Source organism: Nocardioides lijunqiniae (assembly GCF_015024225.1).
Classification (GTDB): domain Bacteria; phylum Actinomycetota; class Actinomycetes; order Propionibacteriales; family Nocardioidaceae; genus Nocardioides; species Nocardioides lijunqiniae.
The window spans coordinates 1-18,254 of sequence record NZ_JACJGM010000026.1 but is presented as its reverse complement, the minus strand read 5'-3'; the positions used below and the strand labels follow the sequence as shown (position 1 = coordinate 18,254).

Annotated in this window: 16 protein-coding genes; 7 read left to right on the top strand and 9 right to left on the bottom strand. The window is 71.5% G+C overall.

Features of this window, described 5'->3' with window-relative positions; all coding sequences use genetic code 11:
* From IRQ30_RS15810 to IRQ30_RS15795, 4 genes are all read left to right on the top strand, one after another.
* Positions 1 to 1,609: helix-turn-helix transcriptional regulator (locus IRQ30_RS15810; protein WP_227467688.1), on the top strand; the 1,609-nt coding region annotated here is incomplete at its 5' end.
* A gap of 93 nt (positions 1,610 to 1,702) precedes the next feature.
* On the top strand, positions 1,703 to 2,413 hold the full coding sequence (locus tag IRQ30_RS15805; protein WP_193609572.1) for a succinate dehydrogenase/fumarate reductase transmembrane subunit: 711 nt from the start codon (positions 1,703 to 1,705) through the stop codon (positions 2,411 to 2,413).
* 24 nt (positions 2,414 to 2,437) lie between these two features.
* The gene (locus tag IRQ30_RS15800; protein WP_193613971.1) at positions 2,438 to 4,459 is read left to right on the top strand and encodes a fumarate reductase/succinate dehydrogenase flavoprotein subunit; all 2,022 of its coding nucleotides are present in this window, start codon (positions 2,438 to 2,440) and stop codon (positions 4,457 to 4,459) included.
* Positions 4,456 to 5,199 (top strand): succinate dehydrogenase/fumarate reductase iron-sulfur subunit, encoded by a 744-nt coding sequence (locus IRQ30_RS15795; RefSeq protein WP_193609571.1) that lies wholly within the window; start codon positions 4,456 to 4,458, stop codon positions 5,197 to 5,199. Before IRQ30_RS15800 ends, IRQ30_RS15795 begins: the two co-directional genes overlap by 4 nt.
* 1,208 nt (positions 5,200 to 6,407) lie before the next feature.
* Here the strand turns inward: IRQ30_RS15795 and IRQ30_RS15790 are convergent.
* From IRQ30_RS15790 to trpS, 4 genes are read right to left on the bottom strand one after another with little or no spacing between them, the layout of a single operon-like run.
* On the bottom strand, positions 6,408 to 6,632 hold the full coding sequence (locus IRQ30_RS15790) for an SCO4848 family membrane protein (protein ID WP_193613970.1): 225 nt from the start codon (positions 6,630 to 6,632) through the stop codon (positions 6,408 to 6,410).
* Positions 6,629 to 7,702 carry a YihY/virulence factor BrkB family protein gene (locus tag IRQ30_RS15785; RefSeq protein ID WP_193613969.1) on the bottom strand — a complete coding sequence of 358 codons (1,074 nt, stop codon included), beginning with the start codon at positions 7,700 to 7,702 and terminating at the stop codon, positions 6,629 to 6,631. Before IRQ30_RS15785 ends, IRQ30_RS15790 begins: the two co-directional genes overlap by 4 nt.
* 37 nt (positions 7,703 to 7,739) lie before the next feature.
* The gene (locus tag IRQ30_RS15780; RefSeq protein WP_193613968.1) at positions 7,740 to 8,258 is read right to left on the bottom strand and encodes a 2'-5' RNA ligase family protein; all 519 of its coding nucleotides are present in this window, start codon (positions 8,256 to 8,258) and stop codon (positions 7,740 to 7,742) included.
* A 31-nt stretch (positions 8,259 to 8,289) separates the two neighbouring features.
* Positions 8,290 to 9,345 carry a tryptophan--tRNA ligase gene (gene trpS / locus IRQ30_RS15775; protein ID WP_193613967.1) on the bottom strand — a complete coding sequence of 352 codons (1,056 nt, stop codon included), beginning with the start codon at positions 9,343 to 9,345 and terminating at the stop codon, positions 8,290 to 8,292.
* 93 nt (positions 9,346 to 9,438) lie between these two features.
* On the opposite strand from trpS, the gene IRQ30_RS15770 reads away from it, so the two are divergent.
* A complete protein-coding gene (locus IRQ30_RS15770) occupies positions 9,439 to 10,545 on the top strand; it encodes a GNAT family N-acetyltransferase (protein ID WP_193613966.1) in 1,107 nt (368 codons plus the stop codon).
* On the opposite strand, the gene IRQ30_RS15765 is transcribed toward IRQ30_RS15770, so the two are convergent.
* From IRQ30_RS15765 to IRQ30_RS15750, 4 genes are all read right to left on the bottom strand, one after another.
* The gene (locus tag IRQ30_RS15765; RefSeq protein ID WP_193613965.1) at positions 10,500 to 11,729 is read right to left on the bottom strand and encodes an MFS transporter; all 1,230 of its coding nucleotides are present in this window, start codon (positions 11,727 to 11,729) and stop codon (positions 10,500 to 10,502) included. The two genes, IRQ30_RS15770 and IRQ30_RS15765, sit on opposite strands and share 46 nt — an antisense overlap.
* An 88-nt stretch (positions 11,730 to 11,817) precedes the next feature.
* A complete protein-coding gene (locus tag IRQ30_RS15760; RefSeq protein WP_193613964.1) occupies positions 11,818 to 12,225 on the bottom strand; it encodes a hypothetical protein in 408 nt (135 codons plus the stop codon).
* 20 nt (positions 12,226 to 12,245) lie between these two features.
* Positions 12,246 to 12,710 carry an SRPBCC family protein gene (locus tag IRQ30_RS15755; protein ID WP_193613963.1) on the bottom strand — a complete coding sequence of 155 codons (465 nt, stop codon included), beginning with the start codon at positions 12,708 to 12,710 and terminating at the stop codon, positions 12,246 to 12,248.
* 120 nt (positions 12,711 to 12,830) lie between these two features.
* On the bottom strand, positions 12,831 to 15,041 hold the full coding sequence (locus IRQ30_RS15750; protein ID WP_193613962.1) for an NADP-dependent isocitrate dehydrogenase: 2,211 nt from the start codon (positions 15,039 to 15,041) through the stop codon (positions 12,831 to 12,833).
* Between the two features lie 207 nt (positions 15,042 to 15,248).
* Between IRQ30_RS15750 and IRQ30_RS15745 the strand changes: the two genes are divergently transcribed.
* A complete protein-coding gene (locus IRQ30_RS15745) occupies positions 15,249 to 16,364 on the top strand; it encodes an MIP/aquaporin family protein (RefSeq protein ID WP_193613961.1) in 1,116 nt (371 codons plus the stop codon).
* 25 nt (positions 16,365 to 16,389) lie between these two features.
* On the opposite strand, the gene IRQ30_RS15740 is transcribed toward IRQ30_RS15745, so the two are convergent.
* Positions 16,390 to 17,052: a hypothetical protein gene (locus tag IRQ30_RS15740; protein WP_193613960.1), complete on the bottom strand. Its 663-nt coding sequence runs from the start codon at positions 17,050 to 17,052 to the stop codon at positions 16,390 to 16,392.
* 103 nt (positions 17,053 to 17,155) lie between these two features.
* Here IRQ30_RS15740 and IRQ30_RS15735 point away from each other — a divergent pair, with 103 nt between their 5' ends.
* A complete protein-coding gene (locus IRQ30_RS15735; RefSeq protein WP_193609559.1) occupies positions 17,156 to 18,142 on the top strand; it encodes a malate dehydrogenase in 987 nt (328 codons plus the stop codon).
* Positions 18,143 to 18,254: the final 112 nt, after the last annotated feature.

Sequence of the window (18,254 nt, the reverse complement as noted above, 5' to 3'; positions counted from 1 at the left end):
CGTCGCCGCGTCCTGCCTCCGGCGCGCCCTGGTCGAGCGGCCCGGCGACCTGTCGCTGCGGGAGCGGCTCGGCGCCATCCTGCTGCGGGCCGGCCGGGCAGAGGAGGCACGGCCGCACCTGCGCGCCGCCGCGGCGGGCGAGGCGACCGACGTACGACGGCGCGCGGAGCTGCTGGCCACCGCCAGCCAGGCCACCCTGGCGCTGGAGGGACCGGCCGCCGCCGTCGCCGAGCTGGTGGAGCTGCTCGCCGACTGGCCGGCCCTGGAGCAGGAGCCGGCCCGGCTGGTGCTGGAGGCGCGGCTGGGGGTCACCCGGTCGTTCGTCGCCGACCAGCGCCGCGCGTCGGCCCAGCACCTGCGCGACTTCGCGCACCTCGCCGGCGCCGGGCCCGAGGAGCGCACCCTGCTCGCGCTGTGCGCCCAGGCCGGTCGCTACCAGAACGAGCACCGCACGGTCGTCGGAGACCTGGCTCGCCGGGCCCTGGCGTCCGGCGCGCTGTTCGACGACGCCGCGCGCGGGGACGGGCTGGTGGGCTGGGTCCTGGCCATGATGTCGCTCATCACCGCGGACGACGTCGAGACCGCGGCCGGCGAGGTCGAGCGGGCCCGGCTGCGGGTCCAGCGCGGTGGCTCCCCCGTCGACTTCGCGATGGTCACCAACTGCTCCATGGTGGCGGCCTGGCGCTCGGGCGACGTGGCCGCCACCGAGGCCGACGCGGAGGCGGTGCTCGCCGCCATCGAGCACGAGCCCCCCAGCCCGGAGGTCGTCTCGCTGCGCGCGACCGCGGCCCAGCTGGGCGCCTACACCGCCCTGGAGCGCCAGGACCTGCCCCTCGTCGAGCGCTGGATCGACGACTTCGACGCGACCCGGCCCGCCATCAGGGTGATCCCGATGATCTGGCTGCACGAGGTCCGCAGCCGGGCCCGGCTGGCAGCCGGCGACCCCCACGGGGCGCTGCGCCACCTCGAGACCCTCCAGCGCGAGGCGCGCGACGCCAACGTCGACCCGGTCATCCTGGCCTGGCGGCTGCCTGCGGCGATCGCCCACTCCCGACTCGGCGACGTCGACCGCGCGCACGCCGTGCTCGCCGAGCAGCTCGCCATCGCGCGGCAGTCGGGCTCGCCCACCGACATCGGCGCCGCGATCCGCGTGGCGGCGCGCTTCCAGACCGACCCGTCCGTGCGGCTGGAGCGGCTCACGGAGGCGGTGGCGCTGCTCGAGCCCGCGGTCGACCGCCTCGAGCTGACGAAGTCGCTGGTCGACCTGGCCGAGGCCCACCGCGCCCTGGGCCGTCGTACGGAGTCGCGCGAGCTGCTGACCCGGGCCGCCGACCTGGCGCTCGCCTGCGGCGCTCCCGCGCTCCAGCGACGGCTGGCCGACGCTCTGCGCGCGCTGGGCGACCGACCGCGCCGCCTGCTCGCCCCCGGCCCGGACTCGCTGACCGCGAGCGAGCAGCGGGTCGCACGCCTGGCCGTCGCCGGTCGCAGCAACCGCGACATCGCCCAGGAGCTGTTCGTCTCGCCCAAGACGGTCGAGAACCACCTCGGTCGCGTCTACACCAAGCTCGGCATCGCCAACCGACGAGAGCTCGCCGGCGCGCTCGTCTGAGGTCCGACCGCGCCGGTAAGGGCACCCTTACAGGGGCTATGTCACACTCCCCGCGGTCCTACACGGCGGGGTCCGGCCGTAAAGTGCATTCTTGTGGCAACCACGACTCGACCGGCTCTCGTCAAGGGGTCGCGCGCATCGCGCTCGACGATCGCGCTGAAGATGTTGATGGCCGTCAGCGGCCTGATCTTCATCGGCTTCGTGCTGACGCACATGTACGGCAACCTCAAGGCGTTCGGCGGGCACGACTCGTTCAACGAGTACGCCCACCACATCCGCGAGTTCGGGGAGCCGATCCTCCCGCACGAGGGGGCCCTGTGGATCATCCGCGTGGCGCTCATCGTCTCGCTGGTGGTGCACGTCGCGTGCGCCGTCGCGCTGTGGCGCCGTGCCGCGAAGGCCCGCTCGGTGAAGTACGTCGTCAAGAAGAGCAAGGCGTCCTCGCTCTCCTCGCGCACCATGCGCTGGGGCGGCATCACGCTGCTCGTCTTCATCGTCTGGCACCTGCTGAACTTCACGATCGGCAAGGTCAACGTCCAGGGCGGCGCGACCGACGACCCCTACAACCTGATGGTCGACAGCTTCGACGTCTGGTGGCTGACGCTGCTTTACCTCGTGGCCATGGTCGCGCTCGGCATGCACCTGCACCACGGTGTCTTCAGCGCCGCGCAGACCCTCGGACTCACCAACAACGACAAGGCCCGGCGCAACGCCAAGGCCGCCGGCGCGCTGCTCGCGGTCGTGATCGCCGGAGGCTTCTCCCTCGTCCCGATCTTCGTCCTCGCCGGCGTCATCACCAAGTAAGGAAGGTGCAGCGACGTGACTGACATGCCCGACACCACCAACACCTTCGACTCCTCGCACACCGGCCGCCTCGAGGACGAGTACGACGACGCCGCCGGCTACTACGTCGACGGCGACCCGATCGCCGACACCAAGGCGCCCGGCGGTCCCCTCGAGGAGCGCTGGGACACCCGCCAGTTCGAGGCCCGCATCGCCAACCCGGCCAACCGCCGCCGGCTGTCGGTCATCGTCGTCGGCACCGGTCTGGCCGGTGCCTCCGCCGCCGCCACGCTCGGCGAGGCCGGCTACGTCGTGAAGTCCTTCTGCTACCAGGACTCCCCCCGTCGCGCGCACTCGATCGCCGCCCAGGGCGGCATCAACGCCGCGAAGAACTACAAGGGCGACGGCGACTCCGTCTTCCGCCTCTTCTACGACACGATCAAGGGCGGCGACTACCGCGCCCGCGAGTCGAACGTCTACCGACTGGCGCAGGTCAGCCGCAACATCATCGACCAGTGCGTCGCGCAGGGCGTCCCGTTCGCCCGCGAGTACGGCGGCCTGCTCGACAACCGCTCCTTCGGCGGCGTGCAGGTCTCGCGGACGTTCTACGCCCGCGGCCAGACGGGCCAGCAGCTGCTGATCGGCGCCTACCAGGCCCTCGAGCGCCAGGTCGCCGCCGGCACGGTCAAGTGCTACACCCGCCACGAGATGGTCGAGCTGATCGTCGTCGACGGCCGGGCCCGCGGGATCATCGTCCGCGACCTGGTGACCGGCGAGATCGAGACCTACTTCGCCGACGTCGTCGTGCTCGCCAACGGCGGCTACGGCAACGTCTTCTTCCTCTCCACCAACGCCATGGGCTCCAACGTCACGGCGAGCTGGCGCGCGCACCGCAAGGGCGCCTACATGGCCAACCCCTGCTACACGCAGATCCACCCGACGTGCATCCCGGTCTCGGGCTCCCACCAGTCCAAGCTGACGCTGATGAGCGAGTCGCTGCGCAACGACGGCCGGATCTGGGTCCCCAAGAACAAGGCCGACTGCGACAAGGACCCGCGCGACATCCCCGAGGAGGACCGCGACTACTACCTGGAGCGGATCTACCCGGCGTTCGGAAACCTGGTCCCCCGCGACATCGCGAGCCGCCAGGCCAAGAACATGTGCGACGAGGGCCGCGGCGTCGGTCCCGAGGTCGAGGGCGTGCGCCGCGGCGTCTACCTCGACTTCGAGGAGGCCATCGGCCGCCTCGGGCGCGACGCGATCGAGAACAAGTACGGCAACCTCTTCGACATGTACGCCCGGATCACCGGTGAGGACCCCTACTCGGTCCCCATGCGGATCTACCCGGCCGTGCACTACGTCATGGGCGGCCTCTGGGTCGACTACGACCTGCAGTCGACCATCCCCGGCCTGTTCGTCACCGGTGAGGCCAACTTCTCCGACCACGGGGCCAACCGCCTCGGCGCCTCGGCGCTGATGCAGGGCCTGGCCGACGGCTACTTCGTCCTGCCCAACACGATCCGCGACTACCTCGCGGAGGGGCCGTTCGAGAAGGTGGCCGAGGACGACCCGGCCGTGGTCGAGGCGCAGGAGTCGGTGCGCTCGCGCATCCACCAGCTGATGAACACCAACGGCACCCGCAGCGTCGACTCCTACCACCGCGAGCTCGGCAACATCATGTGGGAGTACTGCGGCATGGAGCGCAGCGCCGACGGCCTCCGCAAGGCCATCGACCTGATCCGCACGCTGAAGGAGGACTTCTGGCGCAACGTCAAGGTCCTGGGCGCCGCGGAGACCATGAACCAGTCCCTCGAGCGGGCCGGCCGCGTGGCCGACTTCTTCGAGCTCGGCGAGCTGATGTGCGTCGACGCCCTCAACCGCCGCGAGTCCTGCGGTGGTCACTTCCGGGCCGAGTCGCAGACCGAGGACGGCGAGGCCCTGCGCCACGACGACACCTACGCCTACGTCGCCGCGTGGGAGTGGGCCGGTGCGGACGAGAAGCCGGTCCTGCACAAGGAGAACCTGACCTATGAGTTCGTCGAGATGAAGCAGCGGAGCTACAAGTGAAGTTCACCCTCAACATCTGGCGCCAGCCCGACGCGGTCACCGCCGGCAAGATCCACACCTACGAGCTCGACGAGGTCTCGGAGGACATGTCCTTCCTGGAGATGCTCGACGTCCTCAACGAGGACCTCAACGCGAAGGGCGAGGAGCCGGTCGCGTTCGACTCCGACTGTCGCGAGGGCATCTGCGGCTCCTGCGGGCTGATGATCAACGGCGAGGCGCACGGGCCGGAGGTCACCACGACCTGCCAGCTCCACATGCGTTCCTTCAAGGACGGCGACTCGATCACCATCGAGCCGTGGCGCGCCGACGCGTTCCCGGTCATCAAGGACCTCGTCGTCGACCGCGGCGCGTTCGACCGGATCATCCAGCAGGGCGGCTACATCTCGGTCAACACCGGCGCCGCTCCCGACGCCCACGCCACCCCGGTCCCCAAGGACAAGGCCGACCGCGCCTTCGACGTGGCGACCTGCATCAGCTGCGGCGCCTGCGTCGCGGCCTGCCCCAACGGCTCCGCCTCGCTGTTCGTCGGCGCCAAGATCACCCACCTCGGCGAGCTGCCCCAGGGCCAGGCCGAGCGCGACACCCGTGTCGTCAACATGGTCGCCCAGCACGACCACGAGGGCTTCGGCGGATGCACCAACATCGGCGAGTGCACCGCCGCCTGCCCCAAGGAGATCCCCCTCGACGTGATCTCCCGCCTCAACTGGGACCTCCACGCCGCCCTGCGCCACGGCAAGTAGCACCCACCGATCGGAGGCCGGCGCCCACCGCCGGCCTCCGACGGAGCACGCAGCACTCCCCTGGTGGTTGAGGTGCGAGCGCCAGCGAGCCTCGAACCCACGATCCGGTGGTCGAGCAGCGAGGAGCGCCAGCGACGAGCGCCCGTCGAGACCCCGTGAGCCAAGCGCCCAGCGGCGACCCACGGTGGTTGAGGTGCAAGCGCAGCGAGCCTCGAACCCACACCACCGGTGGTCGAGCAGCGAGGAGCGCCAGCGACGAGCGCCCGTCGAGACCCAGTAAGCCGAACGCCAAGCGGCGACCCACGGTGGTTGAGGTGCGAGCGCCAGCGAGCCTCGAAACCACACCACCGGTGGTCGAGCAGCGAGGAGCGCCAGCGACGAACGCCCGTCGAGACCCCGTGAGCCAAGCGCCCAGCGGCGACCCACGGTGGTTGAGGTGCGAGCGCAGCGAGCCTCGAAACCACACCACCGGTGGTCGAGCAGCGAGGAGCGCCAGCGACGAGCGCCCGTCGAGACCCCGTGAGCCGAACGCCGAGCTGACCCCACGGTGGTTGAGGTGCGAGCGCCAGCGAGCCTCGAAACCACACCGCCGATGCAGGGCTGGTGTCGGCCCGCGCGCTAGCAGCCCGGGTCTCGGCGTCAAGGATCGCCTTCGGCGCCCGCTTCGCGGCGGCTTCGCCGTCCTTGACTCCGAGCCTCTCCCGGGCTGCTCTGGCGGCGCACGGGCGGCAGCGGCTTCGCCGCGCCGCCCGCAAACAGCGCGGGCCCTGCCTATCGGTCACCAGCGTCGGCAGTTCGAGCTCGGGCCGTGCCTCTCCACGCTCAGCCGCAGCCAGCGCCGTGACCAACTGCCGACGCTGAGTGTCGGTTGCCGCACCACCAGTCACACCAGCCCCATGAGCAAGGGTGCCGCGCTTTGCGCGGGCGGCGCGGGCGAAGCCCGTGTCGCCCCGTGCGCCGTCAAGCCGGTCGAGAGAGGCTCCGGGTCAAGGACGCCCGAAGGGCGCCGCGAAGCGGGCGAAGCTCCTTGACGCGGAGACGCGACCGGCTACGCGCGCGGCACCCCAGTCCGGCCCCGACGAAGCAGCCAGAGGTGCAGGGGTCTCGACGGGCGCTCGTCGCTGGCGCTCCTCGCTGCTCGACCACCGGTGCGCTGGGGGCGTGGTTTCGAGGCTCGCTGCGCTCGCACCTCAACCACCGGAGGGCTGCTACTTCCTGGTGACCCTGAGGGCCTTCCAGCCGAGGCTGCCGAGCAGCGCGGCGATGGCGACGTTGACGACGATCAGGATCGTGTGGGCGACCCAGTAGCCGGTGGCGCGGTCCTCGCCGGAGTCGTAGGCCGACCACAGGTTGCGGGCGAACTGGCCGAACGTCACGACGTTCCAGACGGCGATGGCCAGCAGCAGGACGGCGTGCTTGCGCTCGAACCTCATCGACGCTCCTTCTTCCCCGGTGACTTCCTCAGTACGGCGGTCAGGGCCAGCATGGTGCCGGCGCCGGCCGCGAACGGCCCCTTCCACGCGCCGGCTCCCGGCGCTCGCTCGCCGGGCACGGCGGTGGCGGGCAGGTCGGTGAGGGACGGCACCTGCGGGCCCTGGACGACCGCCGGCTCCTCGACCCGGGCCGCGCGGGCCTCCGGCGAGGTGTGGGCCCATGCGGCGGCGTACAGGACGACGCGCGAGAAGTAGTTGATCCAGACCACGAGGATCAGCGCGATCCCGAAGGCCTGGAAGGCCGGCTGTCCCTGCGTCGCCTTGAGCAGCGTGCTGGACAGGAGCTTCAGGATCTCGAACCCGATCGCACCGAGCAGCGCACCGGAGGCCAGCGAGCGCTTCGGGGTGTGCGGGTCGGCGAGCAGCCGGAAGAGGGCGAGGAAGAGCACGGTGCTGGCCAGGAGGCCGACGAGCACCCCGAGCACCCACAGCAGCGGCTTGAGCGCGACGCCGAGTCCCAGCCACTCCAGGATCTGCTCGGACCCTCCGGCCACGATGCCGGAGATGGCGACGCTGAGGATCAGGGTGACCCCGACCGCCCCCAGCGTCAGCAGGTCACGCAGCTTGCCGACGACGAAGTTGGGCTGCTCGAAGCTCGGCATCTCGAACGTGACCAGGAGGGCGTCCCTCAGGCTCGAGAGCCAGCCGAGGCCGGCGTAGGCGACACCCAGGAGCCCGAAGCCCACGGCCGCGCCGGCGGCGCTCTCGATGTCGCTCAGCGCGATCTGGCCGTCCCTGTTGCCGATCATCCCCGGGAAGACCGACTGGACCGCCTCGACGGTGGTGTCGCGCGCGTCCGGGTAGACCTTCGCCACCCAGCCGACGACGGCGAAGGACAGCGCCAGGATCGGGAAGAACGACAGGAAGCCGAAGTAGGTGACCGCACCGGCCTGCTGGCCGGCCTTCACCGCGCCGTAGTGCTCCTGCATCCGGACCAGGTGGTCGACGACGGGTCGCCGCTCGCGCAGCCAGGTCACGCGCTGCGAGAGACGTTCCTTGAGCGAGGCCATGGGCCATTCCCTGCCGAGAGTCGAGTGGTGGGGTCGGTCAGTCCGCGGGGCGCAGGGCGAACTGGCGCGTGGGGCGCCACCCGTGCTCAGCGTCGTGCACGTACAGGTGGAAGTCCCCCACGTCGAACTCGCACTCGAAGTCGGCGAGGTCGGCGAACGCCTGGTCGAGCTGGGCGTCGGGGAGGTGGTGCGCGATGGTCACGTGCGGGTGGAACGGGAAGGTCAGCTCGACCTCGAGCGGGCCCTTGCGCACGGCGTCGGCCAGCACCTCGCACGAGGAGATGCCGCGCACGAGGGTCACGAACACCACCGGCGAGACCGGGCGGAACGTGCCGGTGCCGCGCAGGTGGACGGTGAACGCCGACACCTTCTCGGCCGCCTCCGCGAGGTGCACCTCGACGGCCTCGAGGGTGCCGTCCTCGATGACGGTGGGCGGCACCAGCGTGATGTGCGTGGGGATCATCAGGGCCGTGGCGTCGCCGACCGAGGTCCGGTAGTCCTGCAGCTCGGTGGCCCAGGGCTCCGGGATGGCTACGGCCACTCCGATTGTCGGCATCGTGTCGACTCTACTGGTGTGAGCGGGGCCACTAGCGGGTGGCCGCGACGAACCCGATGCGCTGGTAGACGTCGCGCAGCGTGGCCTCGGCGACCTCGTTGGCCTGCTCCGCCCCCTGCTTGAGTACGGCGGTCAGGTGCGCCTGGTCGTCGAGCAGCTCGAGCGTCCGCTCGCGGAACGGCCGCACGAACTCCACCGCCGCCTCCGCCAGGTCGCTCTTCAGGTCGCCGTAGCCCTTGCCGCCGTACTGCTCCTCGAGCTCGCCCACGCTCTCGCCGGTGAGCGCCGAGAAGATCGTGAGCAGGTTGCTGATGCCGGGCTTCTCCTCGGGGTCGAAGCGGATCGTCGACTCCGAGTCGGTCACGGCGGAGCGGATCTTCTTGGCGCTGACCCGCGGCTCGTCGAGCATCTCGATGATGCCCGCGGGCGAGGAGGCCGACTTGGACATCTTGGCGGTCGGGTTCTGCAGGTCGCCGATCTTGGCGGTGGCCTTGAGGATGTAGGGCTCGGGCAGCCGGAACGTCTTCTTGTAGCGGTGGTTGAAGCGCTGCGCGAGGTCGCGCGTGAGCTCGAGGTGCTGGCGCTGGTCCTCGCCCACCGGCACGTAGTGCGGCCGGTAGAGAAGGATGTCGGCGGCCTGCAGGATCGGGTAGGTGAACAGGCCGACGCTGGCCGCGCCCTCGCCGCCCTTGGCCGCCTTGTCCTTGAACTGCGTCATCCGCCGGGCCTCGCCCACGCTGGTCAGGCAGTTGAGGACCCACGCCAGCTGGGCGTGCGCCGGGACCTGGCTCTGCACGAAGATCGCGGACCGCTGGTGGTCGATGCCCATGGCGAGCAGCTGCGCGGCCGCGCGCAGCGTGCGCTCGCGCAGGACCTTGGGGTCCTGCTCGAGGGTGATCGCGTGCTGGTCGGCGATGAAGAAGAACGGCTGGTGGTCGCGCTGAAGGTCCACCCACTGCCGCAGGGCGCCGAGGTAGTTGCCGAAGTGGAACGAGTCGGCGGTCGGCTGGATCCCCGAGAGCACCCGGGGGCGCGCGCCGCCCAAGGGGGCCGCGGGGGCGTCGACCTGCGGCTGGATCGTGGTCATGGCGGCATTCTTCCCGATCCGCCGGGACCCGGTCGGGCCAGGTCCGTCGATATCGGTTTGCCCCGCCTCGCCGGGCGTTGGCAGGGTGCACGCATGCCGACCCTCCCCGTGACCCTGACCGACGGGGTGGTGACCATCCGCCCCCACCGCCACGAGGACGCGCCCGGGGTGCTCGAGCAGTGCCAGGACCCCGAGTCGCAGCGCTGGACGTCGGTGCCGGTGCCCTACTCGCTGGCCCAGGCGCAGGAGTTCGTGAACGAGACGGTGGCCGTGGGCTGGCTCTCCGACACCGAGTGGGCGTTCGCCATCGAGGCCGAGGGACGCTTCGCCGGCACGATCTCGCTGCGCAACGAGGGCTCCGGCCGCGCCGAGATCGCCTACGGCGCGCACCCGTGGGTCCGGGGCACCGGCCACGTCCACCGCGCCCTGCGCCTGCTGCTCGACTGGGGCTTCGACGAGCAGGGGCTCGGGACCGTCATCTGGTGGGCCCACCGCGGCAACTGGGCGTCCCGCAAGGCGGCGTGGCGGCTCGGCTTCGACGTGGACGGCACCGTGCGCCGCTGGCTGACCCAGCGCGGCGAGATCCACGACGCCTGGGTCGGCACGCTGCTGCGCGAGGACCCGCGCGGGCCGCGCAGCACCTGGCTGGAGTGCCCCGTGCTCGAGGAGGACGGGCTGCGCCTGCGGCCGATCGTCGCGTCGGACGCGCCGCGCATCCAGGAGGCCTGCTCGGAGGAGCGCACGCAGCACTGGCTCGGGCAGCTGCCGAGCCCCTACACGCTCGACGACGCGCACGCCTACGTCGAGTCGCGCACCCAGCAGCTCGCCGAGGGCAGCGGCGTGACCTGGGCGGTCACCTCACTCGAGGACGACGCGATCCTGGGCACGATCGGGTGGTTCCGCTGGGTCCCCGAGGTGGAGTGCGAGATCGGCTACTGGACCCACCCCGACGCCCGCGGCCGCGGCCTGATGACGCGCGCCATGGGCGTCGTGACCCGGCACGTCGTCCAGGAGCTCGGCGTGGCCCGCGTGACGGCGTACGCCGCGGTGGGCAACACCGCCTCACGCCGGGTGATCGAGGCCAACGGCTTCCAGCAGTACGGCGTGGAGCGGCTGGGCATCCTGCTGCGCGACGGGCGCGCCGACATGGCGCTCTACGACGTGCTGGCCGCGGAGGTGCCGCGCGCGTCGCTGCGATGAGCCGCCGCCGACCACAGCAGCACCGCGATGCCGAGCAGCGACAGCCCGAACCCGGCCAGCGCCGGTGAGCGGTAGCCGTAGCCGGCCGCGATGGTGACGCCGCCGATCCAGGCGCCGAGGGCGTTGGCGACGTTGAGCGCGGCGTGATTCATGGAGGCGCCGAGCGTGGCGGCGTCGCCCGAGACGTCCATCAGCCGCAGCTGGAGGTTGACCACCAGCACGGAGCCGAGGGCGGTCACGGCGAAGACCACCGGCAGCAGCCACCAGCCGTAGGGCGCGACGAGCCAGAAGACGACCATGACGACGGCCGAGCCGATGCCCGACCAGATCAAGGAGCCGAACACCGACCAGGCGGCGAGCTCGCCGGCCAGCCAGGTGCCGGCGACCATGCCCAGGCCGAAGGCCAGCACGAAGACCGGCACGGTGCCCTCGCCCAGGTCGCCGACGTCGGTGACGATCGGCGCGATGTAGGAGTAGGTGGCGAACAGCCCGCCGAAGCCGATCGCGCCGGCCAGCAGCGTCAGCCACGCCTGCTTGTTGCGCATGAACGACGCGAGCTCCTCGCCGCCGGTCGCCTGGGCGTCACCGGGCACCGACGGGACGAAGGCCCAGATCATCAGCACGGTCACGGCCGCGATGACCGCGACGGCGGCGTACGCCGAGCGCCAGCCGGCCTGCTGGCCCAGCCAGGTGGCGGCGGGGACGCCCAGCACGTTCGCGAACGACAGCCCGAGCATCACCGCGGCGACCCATCGACCGGTCTTGCCCGGAGGCGCCAGGCTGGCGGCCACGAGCGAGGCGACGCCGAAGTAGGCCCCGTGCGGCATCCCGTCGAGGAACCGCGCCGCAAGGACCAGGTGGTAGCTGGAGGCCACCGCGGTGAGGACGTTGAAGAGCCCGTAGGCCGCCATCAGGCCCACCAGGAGCGCGCGTCGTGGCAACCGTGCGCCGAACACCGCCAGCACCGGCACTCCGGCGACGACACCGAGCGCGTAGGCCGAGATCAGGTGGCCGCCGGTCGGGATCGAGATGTCGACGCCGTCGGCGATCTGGGGCAGCAGCCCCATGGTCACGAACTCGGTGGTGCCGATCGTGAACCCGCCCATGGCGAGGGCGAGCAGCGCGAGAACCGCGTGGGTCGCCCGGGGCGGGGCGGAGGGCGCTCCGCCGAGGGTGGAAGTCATCGTCACTCATTGTCCAACCAGCCCCCGGCGGCCACCTATTCCGCAGGTCTGCACCGACTGCTCACGTGGCGGTCGTCACGGACGCCCCTCAGCAGAGCTCGGTGAAGTCCTCGATCGCGGTGTCGAGGTCGGCCTGCGCGTCCTCGACCGCCTGGTCGTCCACGGGCGAGCCCTCCCGGGCCGCATCGGCCTGGGTGACGAGCCGGTCGAGCGCCTTGCGGGCCTCGGTGACCTTGCCACCGGTCTCGCCGTCGACCTGGCCCTCGAGCGTCTTCAGGCCGTCGCGCAGGGCCGTGAGCTCCCGCTTGGCCGCTGCCGGATCGGCGCCCAGGTCGGACACCGCCTGCTTGGCCTGCGTGCCGGCCTCGTCCATGGTCTTGTTGGCCACGGAGCAGGCGGCGTCGCTCGCGGCGCCCTTCGCGGCGTCCTCGACGTCGGAGCAGCCGACCAGGGTGAGGGCGAGCAGGGCGGTGGCGGCGATCGTCGTGGACCTCATCGCCCCATGATGACGGGGCCTCACCCGGCGACGGCGGAGGCGAGGTTGCCGAGCGAGTCCTCCAGCTGCGACTGCGACACCAGGGGGAACTTGACCTTCTGCAGCAGGGCCTGGTCCGTGACGTTGCTCCAGTCGTAGGTGAGGCGTACGTCGGTGCTGTCGCCGCCCTGCGCCTCCAGCTCCCACAGCCACTCCCAGCCCGGGGGCTCCTGGCCGGCCGGCGCGGTCCGCCAGCCGATCATCTTGTTGGGGTCGTAGGCGCTGACCACGTTGTCGGTCTGGTACTCCCCGCCCATGTGGTCGCCGTTCATGTTCATGCGGAACTTCTGGCCGTTGGCGGTGATCCGGTCGCTGCGCTCGTCGCTGAGGACGAAGCCGCTGCCGTCGAGCTCGGCGTGCCGGGCGGGGTTGGACAGCACGTCGAACACGGCGCTGGTCGAGGCGTCGATCGTGCGCTGGACGGTGATCTTCGTGTCGGTGGTCATGCCTCCACTGTGGTCACGCTTCGGCCCGAAAACCAAGCCGACCCCCGAAAATGCGCCGACCCGCCCGCGAAAGTCGCGGGCGGGTCGGCGTCGATCTGGTCGATCTGGTCGATCTGCGGGTCAGAGAGCGGCCAGCGCCTCGTTCAGCGTGGTCGAGGGGCGCATGACCTGCTCGGCCTTGGCGTCGTCGGGGCGGAAGTAGCCGCCGATGTCGGCCGGGCCGCCCTGCACGCCGTTGAGCTCGGAGACGATCTTCTCCTCGTCGGCGGCCAGGGACTCGGCGAACGGCTTGAACACCGCGGCCAGGGCCGGGTCCTCGGTCTGCGCCGCGATCTCCTGCGCCCAGTAGAGGGCGAGGTAGAAGTGCGAGCCGCGGTTGTCGATGCCGCCGATCTTGCGGGTCGGGGACTTGTCCTCGTTGAGGAAGGTCTCCGTCGCCTTGTCCAGCGTGGCGGCCAGGACCTTGGCGCCCTTGTTGTCGGCGTAGTCCGACAGGTGGTCCAGGCTCGCGGCGAGCGCGAAGAACTCGCCCAGGCTGTCCCAGCGCAGGTAGTTCTCCTTCACCAGCTGCTGGACGTGCTTGGGCGCGGACCCGCCGGCGCCGGTCTCGAAGAGCCCGCCGCCGTTCATCAGCGGCACGACCGAGAGCATCTTGGCCGACGTGCCGAGCTCGAGGATCGGGAACAGGTCGGTGTTGTAGTCGCGCAGCACGTTGCCGGTCACCGAGATGGTGTCCTCGCCGCGGCGGATGCGCTCCAGCGAGTACGCCGTCGCGTCGGCGGGCTTCATGATCTCGATCGTCAGGCCCTCGGTGTCGTGCTCGGGCAGGTACTCCTTCACCTTGGCGATGAGGTTCGCGTCGTGGGCGCGGGCCTCGTCGAGCCAGAAGACCGCGGGCGAGCCGGTGGCGCGGGCGCGGGTGACGGCCAGCTTGACCCAGTCGCGGATCGGGGCGTCCTTGGTCTGGCAGGCGCGCCAGATGTCGCCGGGCTCGACGGTGTGCTCGATGAGCGTGGTGCCCGAGCCGTCGACGACGCGGATGGTGCCCGCGGCGGGCGCCTCGAAGGTCTTGTCGTGGGAGCCGTACTCCTCGGCCGCCTTGGCCATCAGACCGACGTTGGGCACCGAGCCCATCGTGGAGGGGTCGAAGGCGCCGTGGGCGCGGCAGTCGTCGAGCACGACCTGGTAGACGCCGGCGTAGGAGGAGTCGGGGATCACCGCGAGGGTGTCGGCCTCGTTGCCGTCGGGGCCCCACATGTGGCCCGAGCTGCGGATCATGGCCGGCATCGAGGCGTCGATGATGACGTCGGAGGGCACGTGCAGGTTGGTGATGCCCTTGTCGGAGTCGACCATCGCCATGGTCGGGCCGTCGGCCAGCCCCTGCTCGACGGCGGCCTTGATGGCGTCGCCCTCGGGCAGCGAGGCGGTGGCGTTGAGCAGCGCGCCCAGCCCGTCGTTGGGCGAGATGCCCGCGGCGGCGAGCTGCTCGCCGTACTGCTCGAAGAGCGTGGGGAAGAACGCCTGGACGGCGTGGCCGAAGATGATCGGGTCGGAGACCTTCATCATCGTGGCCTTGAGGTGCACCGAGAACAGCACGTCGTCGGCCTTGGCCCGGGCGATCTGCTCGGTGAGGAAGCGGCGCAGGGCGGCGACGTTCATGAACGTGCCGTCGACGACCTCGCCCGCCAGCACCGGGACGGACTCCTTGAGCACCGTGACGGTCCCGTCGGCGGCCTCGTGCTCGATGCGCAGGGTGTCGTCCTGGGCGATCACGACGCTCTTCTCGTTGGAGAAGAAGTCGTCCTTGCCCATCGTGGCGACGTTGGTCTTCGAGTCGGCGGTCCAGGCACCCATGCGGTGCGGGTGGGCCTTGGCGTAGTTCTTCACCGACAGGGGGGCGCGGCGGTCGGAGTTGCCCTCGCGCAGCACCGGGTTGACCGCGGAGCCCTTGACCTTGTCGTAGGCGGCACGGGCGGCCTTGTCCTCGTCGGTGTCGGCGCTCTCGGGGAAGTCCGGGATGTCGAAGCCCTGCTCCTGCAGCTCCTTGATCGCGGCCTTGAGCTGCGGGACGGAGGCGGAGATGTTGGGCAGCTTGATGATGTTGGCCTCGGGCTTCGTGGCCAGCTCGCCCAGCTCGGCGAGCGCGTCGTCGACGCGCTGCTCCTCGGTCAGGCGGTCGGGGAACTGCGCGAGGATCCGGCCGGCGAGGGAGATGTCGCGCGTCTCGACCTCCACACCGGCCTTCGCGGCGTAGGCCGCGATGATCGGCAGGAAGGAGTACGTCGCCAGCAGCGGCGCCTCGTCGGTGTGGGTGTAGATGATCTTGGCCATGTCCTGCGGCTCCTGAACGGTGGCGAGTGGGACGGGGAAGTTTCTTGACGTCAAGATACCTGACACGGCACCCCACGTCGAACCCGGCCAGCCTCGCACCCGTCGGGGCGACCGGCAACGACGGCGACGCCCTGACCCGGTCCCCCACCGGTCTAGAGTGCACGCACTCCAGGTTTCGACCTCCGCGCTGAAGGGCAACACACGGCCATGGCCACGACTGACACAGCTCCCGCTCCCACCCCACCCACCACGGCGCAGAAGTTCATCGCCGAGACGCTCGGCACCTTCGTGCTGGTGTTCCTCGGCTGTGGCTCCGTCCTCCTCGCCGCGCTGGCCGCGGGCTCGGTCGAGTCGGCCGGCGACTTCGCCACGCTGCCGTCGATCGTGTCGATCGGGCTGTCGTTCGGTCTCGCCGTCGCCCTGATGTCCTACGCCGTGGGCCGCATCTCCGGCGGCCACTTCAACCCCGCCGTCACGGTGGGCGCCGCCCTGAGTGGCCGGATGGCGTGGAACCAGGTCCCGATGTACGTCGGCGCGCAGCTGCTCGGCGCCATCGTCGCCGGCGGCGCGCTGCTGGTCGTCGGCCTCGGCTTCGACAGCTTCGAGGCCTTCGACACCTCGCTGGGCGCCAACAGCTGGGGCGACGACGGCTCCGGCTACGCCCTGTGGGCCGCGCTGCTGCTCGAGCTGATCCTCACCGCGATCTTCGTCCTGGTCATCCTCGCCGTCACCGACGAGCGCAACGAGCACCCCGCGATGGCGCCCCTGGTCATCGGCCTGACCCTCGCGGTCATCCACTTCGTCGCGATCCCGGCCACCGGCACCTCGGTCAACCCGGCCCGCTCCATCGGCCCCGCGCTGTTCTCCGGCACCGACCCGCTGATCCAGGTCTGGGTCTTCATCCTCGGCCCGCTGCTCGGTGCCGCGGCCGCCGGTCTGCTCTACCCCGCGCTCTTCGGTCACGCCGGCGACCCGGTCCCCGGATCCGGCCTCAACTTCGGCCGCTCCTCGGCGACGCCCGCCGCGGTGCCGGGCTACGGCATGCCCGACCAGTACCAGCAGCAGTGGAACCAGCAGAACCCCGCCTACCCCGCCGCCCAGGCCGCTCCGGTCGCCCAGGCCCCCGCGCCGACGCCGGCCGCCGAGCAGGCCCCGGCCCAGCAGAACCCGTGGGGCGAGCAGCCGATCATCCAGGACGGCTGGCAGTGGGACCCACAGGCCCAGCAGTGGATCCCCGCCCAGCAGCAGGCGCCCCAGGCGCAGTGGCCCTCGCCGGAGGCCGGTGGCGGCCAGACCCAGGTCCGCCCGCCCGACGGCGTCTAGCCCTCGTGCGGGTGGGGTGACCAGCTCACTCCACCAGCGACAGCGTTCCGTCCGGGGCGCCGGTCTCGGTCTCTCGGTGGACCAGGCCGGCGCCTCGTGCGTAGTAGGAGGTCAGCACGCGGCCGGCCTCCTCGGTGGTCTCGACCACCACGAGGTCCTCGAAGTCGCCCGCCGGCGTCTGCGCCTCACCGTCCAGGGCGAGCACGGTGGCCCGCGGGCCCGGCTCGGCCTGGGCGTAGCCGTCGCCGACACGGGGTGTGGCCAGCATCGCGATGCCGGCCTCGGCGCCGTCCTCGCCGGCCCGCCACTCCCCCTCGCGACCCAGCCACCACACGTTGCCGGCCTCGTCCTGCGCGTAGTAGTCGGTGGTCTCGCCGGTGACGGCGGTCGTGGCGACGCCGAGGATCTCGGGACCGCCGTCCACCGTGGTCACCAGCTCGCCCGTCGCGGTCTCGTAGGTGGTGCTCACACCCGGCTCGAGGGTGAGCCACGGGTTGTCGACGTCTGCCACGAAGTCGTCGGGGTCCGGGCTGGGGGTGGGCACGGTGAGCTCGTCGACCCCGGCCGGAGGGCTGGGAGGCGAGGCGCTGCTGCACCCCGAGGCGAGGCCGAGCACCGCCAGGGAGGCCAGCGCCGTGGCGGCGGCGAGCGTGCGCCGTACGGCGGAACGGGGGGCCGTACGAGTCATGCGGCCATCGTCTCTCATGGGCGTGACCCCACTCACCCGGGGCGCCGCCGCGCTGCTAGCGTCGGAATCGATCCCCACGCCCCGTGCAGCCTTAGGAGTACTCGTGAGCTCAGCCCCGTTGAAGGTCGCCGTCACCGGTGCCGCCGGCCAGATCGGCTACAGCCTCCTCTTCCGTCTCGCGAGCGGCTCGCTGCTCGGCGACCGCCCGATCGAGCTCCGGCTCCTCGAGATCACCCCGGCCCTCAAGACGCTCGAGGGCGTCGTCATGGAGCTGGACGACTGCGCGTTCCCGAACCTCGCCGGCATCGAGATCGGCGACGACGCCGAGAAGATCTTCGACGGCGTCAACCTCGCCCTCCTGGTCGGTGCGCGTCCGCGCGGCCCGGGCATGGAGCGCGGCGACCTGCTCTCCGCCAACGGCGCGATCTTCACCGCGCAAGGCAAGGCCCTCAACGCCGTGGCCGCCGACGACGTCCGCATCGGCGTCACCGGCAACCCCGCCAACACCAACGCGCTGATCGCGCTCAAGAACGCGCCCGACATCCCGCAGGAGCGCTTCTCGGCCCTGACCCGCCTGGACCACAACCGCGCGATCTCGCAGCTGGCGGCCAAGACCGGCGCCCCCGTCACCGACATCAGGAAGATGACGATCTGGGGCAACCACTCCGCGACCCAGTACCCCGACCTCTTCCACGCCGAGGTCGGCGGACGCAACGCCGCCGAGGCCGTGGCCGACCAGGCCTGGATCGAGAACGACTTCATCCCGACCGTCGCCAAGCGCGGCGCCGCGATCATCGAGGCCCGGGGCTCGTCCTCGGCCGCCTCCGCCGCCTCGGCCACCGTCGACGCCGCCCGCGACTGGCTGCTCGGCTCCGCCGAGAACGACTGGGTCTCGATGGCGGTCGTCTCCGACGGCTCCTACGGCGTGCCCGAGGGCCTCGTCTCGTCGTTCCCCGTCACCACCAAGGACGGCGACTGGGAGATCGTCCAGGGCCTCGAGATCGACGACTTCTCCCGCGGCCGCATCGACGCCTCCACCGCGGAGCTCGCCGACGAGCGCCAGGCCGTCACGGAGCTCGGTCTCATCTGACGCTCGCGTCAGCGGGAGTTTCGGGGGGGGGGGGGGGGGGGGGGGGGGGGGGCGGCGGCGGGGGGGGGGGGGGGGGGGCCGGGGGGGGGGGGGGGGGGGGCCACCAGTCGGG

Coding starts and splice junctions, on each gene's coding strand:
- IRQ30_RS15800 (WP_193613971.1), top strand. CDS start 2,438: ATGCCCGACACCACCAACACCTTCGACTCCTCGCACACCGGCCGCCTC.
- IRQ30_RS15790 (WP_193613970.1), bottom strand. CDS start 6,632: ATGAGGTTCGAGCGCAAGCACGCCGTCCTGCTGCTGGCCATCGCCGTC.
- IRQ30_RS15785 (WP_193613969.1), bottom strand. CDS start 7,702: ATGGCCTCGCTCAAGGAACGTCTCTCGCAGCGCGTGACCTGGCTGCGC.
- IRQ30_RS15780 (WP_193613968.1), bottom strand. CDS start 8,258: ATGCCGACAATCGGAGTGGCCGTAGCCATCCCGGAGCCCTGGGCCACC.
- trpS (WP_193613967.1), bottom strand. CDS start 9,345: ATGACCACGATCCAGCCGCAGGTCGACGCCCCCGCGGCCCCCTTGGGC.
- IRQ30_RS15770 (WP_193613966.1), top strand. CDS start 9,439: ATGCCGACCCTCCCCGTGACCCTGACCGACGGGGTGGTGACCATCCGC.
- IRQ30_RS15765 (WP_193613965.1), bottom strand. CDS start 11,729: ATGACTTCCACCCTCGGCGGAGCGCCCTCCGCCCCGCCCCGGGCGACC.
- IRQ30_RS15760 (WP_193613964.1), bottom strand. CDS start 12,225: ATGAGGTCCACGACGATCGCCGCCACCGCCCTGCTCGCCCTCACCCTG.
- IRQ30_RS15755 (WP_193613963.1), bottom strand. CDS start 12,710: ATGACCACCGACACGAAGATCACCGTCCAGCGCACGATCGACGCCTCG.
- IRQ30_RS15750 (WP_193613962.1), bottom strand. CDS start 15,041: ATGGCCAAGATCATCTACACCCACACCGACGAGGCGCCGCTGCTGGCG.
- IRQ30_RS15745 (WP_193613961.1), top strand. CDS start 15,249: ATGGCCACGACTGACACAGCTCCCGCTCCCACCCCACCCACCACGGCG.
- IRQ30_RS15740 (WP_193613960.1), bottom strand. CDS start 17,052: ATGACTCGTACGGCCCCCCGTTCCGCCGTACGGCGCACGCTCGCCGCC.